At 65.3% G+C, this 6837-nt stretch carries 1 protein-coding gene; it reads left to right on the top strand.

The features are described 5' to 3' along the window. Positions 1-738: 738 nt before the first annotated feature. A complete protein-coding gene (locus ABZX30_RS37465) occupies positions 739-6006 on the top strand; it encodes a hypothetical protein (RefSeq protein WP_355942735.1) in 5268 nt (1755 codons plus the stop codon). Positions 6007-6837: the final 831 nt, after the last annotated feature.

Consider the following 6837-nt stretch of genomic DNA (forward strand, 5'->3'; position numbering starts at 1 on the left):
AAGCTCCGGTGCTCAACCACCCGGATCACCAAACTCGTCCAGGCCGTCCTGACCCTTCATCTGACCAGCTCAGACTGAGGATGGAAAAGGCTCACTGCCGCACAGGCCGGACGGGTACCGCAGGCCGGACGGGTGGACGGGTTGGCGGGGTGGGGTCACGGGGCCGGCGTCTCGGACGGTGACCCCGCCGGCACGGCCGTGGCCGGTGGTGGGAAGGACGCGGGTGCTGGGCTGAAGGCGGCTGAGGAGGCCGCTGCGGGTGCCACGGGGGCTGCGGCCGTTTCCGCCGCCGGCCGTGTCAGCGGCGCGGGGGCCCCGGGCGGAAAGGCCGAGGGCGAGATCAGGGACCAGGCCGCCGCCGGTCAGACTGTCCCGGCCGGCGTTTCTTCTCCGGCTCTCCGGGGGGCAAGCGTTGCGGCTGCGGGGGGTGCGGTGTCCGCGGTTCCCGCCACCTCCGGGCCGGGCCGGAATACGATCGTGTCCGGTAGTGGCCATGGCCCGGAGGCGTTGGAGGCCTCCGCCTCGCAACGCCCGGCGGCCGTGCCGTTCCCGACTTCCACGGACACCCCAACCCCGCACACCACGCACACCCCGCAGCCTGCGGAGGCTGTACACACCTCGCGGGCCGCGGAGGCTGCAGAGGTTTCGGGTGTGGGTGTGGGTACGTTCGCCCGTGGCGGCGGGGTGGCGGCACGGTCCGGGGTGCCGGGTGCTGTGCCGCGTGATCTGGAGGTTTTCGTGGCCGGCGAGGTACGCCGGATCCGTCCGGGGGGGCCGGTTCCCGATGCCGAGGAGATCACCGCCGTCTGGCAGACGCTGCCTCCGCACGAGGCGAGGGGCCCCGTCAAGCACCTGAGCGCACGGATCGCGGAAATCCTGGTCAGCGGTGACATCGCACGGATGCGCGGTGGAATGCCCGCCGAGCACCAACCAGGCAGGACCTCATCCTCCCTGACGGTGGATGAGGTCGCCAAGCAAGCACTGGCCGATGCCAGTAATAAAAACCCGCGGGACGCAATCAGACTTCGTGCAGCGCTGCACGAAGCCAAAAAGATCCTTGCCGAATTCCGAAACGACGACTGGCCGTTCAAAGAGTACGCTCAGATGCTGGCACGCGATCCGGAGTGGCTCAATCATGAGCACATACGCAAGGAAGTTCTGCATCCCAGCCTCTGGCCCGCCATCCGGCACGCTGACGATTTCCACTGGTTCAGAATCCTGCTCCGAGAGAACTCAGAGCTACGGAAAATACTTCCCTGGGCGAAAACGCTTTTCCAGCGGATACGTGAAAGTAAGGACGATCTGGCAGCCGGACGCTTCGTCCTGAATCCGGAATGCCTGGAAGCCATATTGCGGGAGTCGAACGGTAGACGAGAACTGCTGGAACTGATAGAAGGCAAGGATCCATCGGTATTCAATTTGATGACACTGCCCGAACTCCCTCACCGCATGCAAGGAAAGGTGAAACTCGTCACCGCACTGGCGGAGAGTCCAAACAAGAATATCGTCACCTTTGACGAAGAGATCTGTTCACTGATAACAAAGAGAGATGACCCAGATTTCGCATGGAAGCTCGCATACGAAACCTCACTGCTCTGGGCAATCCACGAGAACAAAGAATCCCATGCGCTTCCCGAGAATTCAGACATACTTCCAAAGCTGCTGAAGAACAAGGCACTGCGGAATGCTTTGCAGCTGCACTGCGACCAGGCTCGCCTTCTCCTGGCTGTCCCGCAGCTCCTGGACGCGGCGATGGACAATCTTGAGGTGGTGGGGATCCTGGCCGAGGACGAAGGCCGGGAGATCTCGCAAGGCCGGCCGCGCGGCGATGTCATTCCAAGGCTGGTCGATGTGCTGCGGGAGGCACCTGCCTTCGCTGGACGGATCGCCGGGAACACGGAACTGCTTCGGCAGGCTGTGCGCAACAGCGCCGTGGCCTGGCTACTGTCCTACGACCCGACGTATTTTGACCGGGTCGCGGACACCGACTTGCTGACGGCCTTGCAGACAGCGCAATGGCCTGCTGCGCCGAAGGCGGCGGACGCCGTGGAAACCGGGCAGACCCCGGTCGACACACCGCTGGAGCGTGCCAGGGCTGCCAACCCTCATCTGGCTGTGGTGCTGCGGGACCCTGCCATGGAGGCGGTGCTGGCCCAGGATGCCGCGCTGGCCGAGGTGCTGGCAAACCATCCTGATCTGCTTCTCGCTGCGCACGAGTACCGGCGTCTGCTCCAACCGGATGCTGCCGGTCTGCGCTCGGTGCTGCTGCAGGAGGACTCCCCGCTACTGGCCCCGCACTTCCTTCGAGCCGCACTCCGCCACAAAATACTAGAAATCCGTTTCACCAGTACGACTCCTCATACCGTCAAGCAAAAATTCCTGGCTGAAATGGCCAGGTCTGACCCCAGGGTGGGCGAGATGATGTTCGCCAACCCCGCGGCGGGCAGGATAATGACGTGGGTGAATGTCACTCCTCGAGTGACATCGCGTTTTCTCGATTATTGGCGGTTGCGGCCGTACGACGAGCGTCCCATGTCGTATGACTTCGCACCAGCGTTCTTGGCGGCTGTGCGACACGAGGATCCGCCGGATACGGAACGCTTGACCGAGGTGCTGTTCCGCGATGAAGCCTCGCTGATCCGGATCGGCCATCGGGAGCCGAAAGCGGTGAACGCCATCCACGGCGATGCCGTGACCAATGTGTACGACTTCCCTATGGTGCAGGCGGAACTGACCTCGCAGGCGGTTGCCGCACTGTCGCCGGTCCACTGGCATCGGCTTTTCCACTCCCGGCCGTTGATGATGGCGATGAACCAGTTGGCCGAGAAGGGACTGCTCGGCCTGCTGGTCTCCGCACCGGCAGCGTTGGGTGAGGCGATCGCGCGCCCGGGCTTCATCAACGCGCTGGAGGACCCCCACTTCCTGGGCGTGATGCACCAGGTGGCTGAAGAGAAGAGGGCGGCAAGGAAGAGCAAGAGCAGGGCCTGGGCCAAGAAGCTGGAGGACGAGGTCAAGAAGGCGGGAGGTGAGCCCACGCTGTCCCCCGAAGGTGTTGCCCTGACCCCTGCGGACATCAGCATGGCCGGATTGTGGCAGTTGTCGGCACAACGGGCTGAGGAGTGGCTCAGGCAGACGATGACGGCGGCCGACGAGCAAGCGCTCGAGAAACTGCTGGAGATCAACCGCAGGGTGCGGACCAACGATGGACTGCTGAAAGCCGCCCGGAGCAGTACCGGTCTAGGGGCGGGCCTCTTCGGCAATCCGGAGCTGCTACCGACCCTCGAAGCGAGGCCACAGCTCGTCGACCGGATTTCGGACGCATCTGGAATCCTGGCCCTGCTCGTGGGATATGCCGGTCTGGCCGAGGCCACGCGCATGAACGACCATCTGTATGAATTCCTGATGGAAAAGCACGATGCGGGCAGCACCATGCTCAATCGGAGAAGATTTTCCCATGCGATGGTTTTCAATCCCGACATGGCTCGTCTTTACGTCTCGGACAATGCTTACCACGCGGTGGTAGATCACGGTTTCGAAGACTTGGTCTTCGCGAGTCAGGATATTGCCCGCACACTTACCGATAACCTTCCCATAGCACAACTTCTTTTCGAGAATGTCAAATGGAGAGCCGCGCTTGAAGAACTGTTGCTCACCAAGACGGACGATGGGATCATCGTCAGAGAGGAGAACTCCGCCGCGGTGCGCGCTGCGGTCAGCAGCCTCGCCGTCGCGCAGGCGTTCGCCGGGGAGCCAGATTATCTAAGGCATCTGAGTTTGCCCTGGCTGGCGGAAGGAATATCCGCACATCCGAATGCCTTTACGGAACCGTCCCACGTGCTGCGTTTCCTTGAGTTCGCGCTGGAACCTGGCGTGGCAAAGGTATTCGAAGCGCATCCCTATCTGGTAGGTAGCGTTCTGGGTTCGCCGGATCTTTTGAAGACGGTTATGGCCCGTCCGGACGTGGTCGCCGTCCTGGCAGCACATCCGCAGTTGATGCCCTTGTTGAAACGCAGTCCGGCGGTGCATACCGTTCTGCGCACACAGCCGGTTCTGATCCAGGATCTCGCCGCCGGCCCGAGCAGTGCCGGAGATGCTCTGCTGAGGACGCTCGGAGTGCGCGGTTTCGCCGAGGCCATGGGGCACAGAACGGCGATCGGCGCGGAACTTCGGAAGGCGCCCTGGCTGGTGGAGGCGGTGCGGCGCACACACGCACTGGTCGATCAGGCCCGGAATGACGGGGTGCTGTGGCGGGCGGCACGTGCGAGCAGACTGCTTGCGGACACGTTGACGCCGCAGGTGGTCCGCCGACTGGTGGGCCGAGAAAATCTGCTGAAGTATCTCACCGACCATCCCGCGGTGCTCACCGGCTGGGATGTGGGACAACTGGGCGGCGTCCTGGCCAGCGCCGAGCTGACGCGCCTGCTCGACCAGGACATCCAGGTACAGGGCAGACCGCTCGTGGACGTCCTCTTCACGACTCCGGCTCTGCGTGAGCATGTGCTGCAGCCCGGTTTCACCGGTGCGCTGCGTGTCCTGGCGGCCGACGAGCAGCGGTTCGGCCAGATGCTGGAGGAGGCCGACGGCGAGGAGTTGCGGCATCTTCTGGCAGTACCGGCTCCCGTCACGACTGTGCCGTCGGCGGTGGCCACAGCGGTCTCCGGGGGCGGTGTCCCACCCGCCGCGGGGTCCGGCGCGGGCGGCGGCAGGGCCGCCGCCCGGCCGAAGAACAAGACCGCGGGCGCACGCGGTCGGTCGGTGAATTCATCCGTCCCGGTGGCCAGGCCCTGGTGGTTTGACGCACTCGCTGCCTCCCCCGACATCGGGGAGCTGCTGCTGAGTCCAGCGGGCAGGGACATGGCCACCCAGCTCAGCAGCCATCCGGAGCTGCTGCCGCTCCTGCTGGGAACACCGACCGTCGCGGAGGACATCGCCCAGGAAGCCGAGAACTGGGAGCAGTACGCGTTCGCTTCTTTCCTCAGGACCGAGGACGCGAAGCTGGAGAAGTTCGAAGGTGAGCTGCAGAGCTACTTCGACCGTGTCGGTGGAGTCCCGGACGGTGAGTTCTACAGCCGGGTCCGCGATGCCGCCCGGTCCGCCTGGGAGGGTAAACGCGCGAACGAGGAGGCCGAACGCGAGCGGGAAGCCGGCGAGAGGGCCGAACGACTGGCCGCCTTCCGGGTCGACGACCCGGACACGTGGCAGCTCAGCGGGAGAATCGTGTATGCCCTCCACGTGAGGGAGGACCATCTCACCAGCCCTGCCCTCGTCGCACTGCAGAACCTGGCCGACGGCTCTTCCAGGCCTCGGGAACAGGGCAAGGCGTTCCAGGCCCACAAGGCCCAGCACATCCACATCCACGGGGGTTCCGGGGGTGCAACGTTCACGTACGTTCTCGCTCCCGACGGCAAGGTCGACGTCCTGGTGTATGCCATCAGCACCACCCGTCAGGAGAACCACTACGTATGGGACGGACACGGCCGCGGCCCCACTCAAGGTCCGCTCGACATCGGCCTGGTGTACAACCACCTCTCTTACCGGGCCTCGTTGGCCATTCTGCAAGAGCGCGGGGCCCAATCGACCGGTGAACAAGCATCCGGCTCCAGCACTTCGGGCGGCAAGAAGCCCAGAAGGAACAACAAGGGCAAGGGCAAGGACAACAGCAGCGCCGCACCGGGCGGCAGTACCGCCGCCGGTGCCGCCGCAGCCCCGGTCCCGCCGGTGAAGCCCGACCCCGACCTGGAGCGCCTCGCCTCAGCACTGACCGCTTATCACACCGCGCTCCTCACCTCACGGCAAGCCGACCTGGACGCGGCGCGGACAAGGCTGGCAGCCTTGGGACTCACCCTCTCGCGAGAGTCCGACGAAGCCGCGCAGCCATCTGTCACACCCGGATTCAGGGAGCCTTCCGCTGCCACGCCCGGCTTTCCGGCCGGGTCCATGCCGGCAGATCAGGAGAGGCTGCCGGTCAGTGGTGGTTCGGTTTTCCTGGGAGCAGACAACCGGTGAGCCAGCCGGCGGTGGTCCCGGGTGCTGCGACGGGGGTGCTCGTCCAGAAGCCAGTGTGACCAGAGGTTCCGGTTCGATGGCACCCCGGATTCGGCCGGGCCCAGTCGAGGAGGTGGTCGCTCTACGGGCCACGTCCGGCGACCTGGCAGCGACGCTGTCTTCCCGCGGTCCCGACGCGGTCGCCGGCATTCCCGCGCGCGGGCGCGTGGGGCGTCGGACCGGTTTCCGCCCGGACCACACCCGCACAGCGCGTTCGAACGGGAGCAGCCATGTGCCGCGACAGGTCGGGGCCGGGGCCAGGGCCGTAGGGAAGGCGGGGAAGACGTGTTCCGACCGGTGAACGGAGGAGGCGACGTCGGCCCGGGCGCACTTCCTGGGTAGCCGTCCACCGTCCGTGACGCCCGCTGGACTGTCACATGCTCCCCGCGCGTGTGGACTTGGTGCCTCTCGTGCGTCCTTGGTCCGGGCATCGTCCCTGGCCAGTTGATTGCACCCGGCATCTGCTGAGGGCGAAAACGCCGTGCACGTGTGGCTGAAAATCCGGAAGTCTCAGGCAGACTCAATGATCCGGTCCCAGGAGGTGGTCGGCGCCACCGTGGCTGTGGCGGAGACGAGGTCTGACAAGGACGTTGGGCATGGCGGTGAGCAGGGAGTGGGCCGGAGCGCTGCGGCTCACCCACGGCGGCGGCGCGTGGGCGTGTGGGGCGATGGGACTGTCGTGCCCGGGTGTCGACCATGGGTGATCTGCGTGTGTCGAGGGAGCTCAACGGTCTGCTGATCGCTTTGGTCGGTGACGGTCTGCCGCAGGCGTCGGAGACGGGTGCGTTGCTG

The organism is Streptomyces sp. NPDC004542 (assembly GCF_040610035.1).
Classification (GTDB): Bacteria; Actinomycetota; Actinomycetes; order Streptomycetales; family Streptomycetaceae; genus Streptomyces.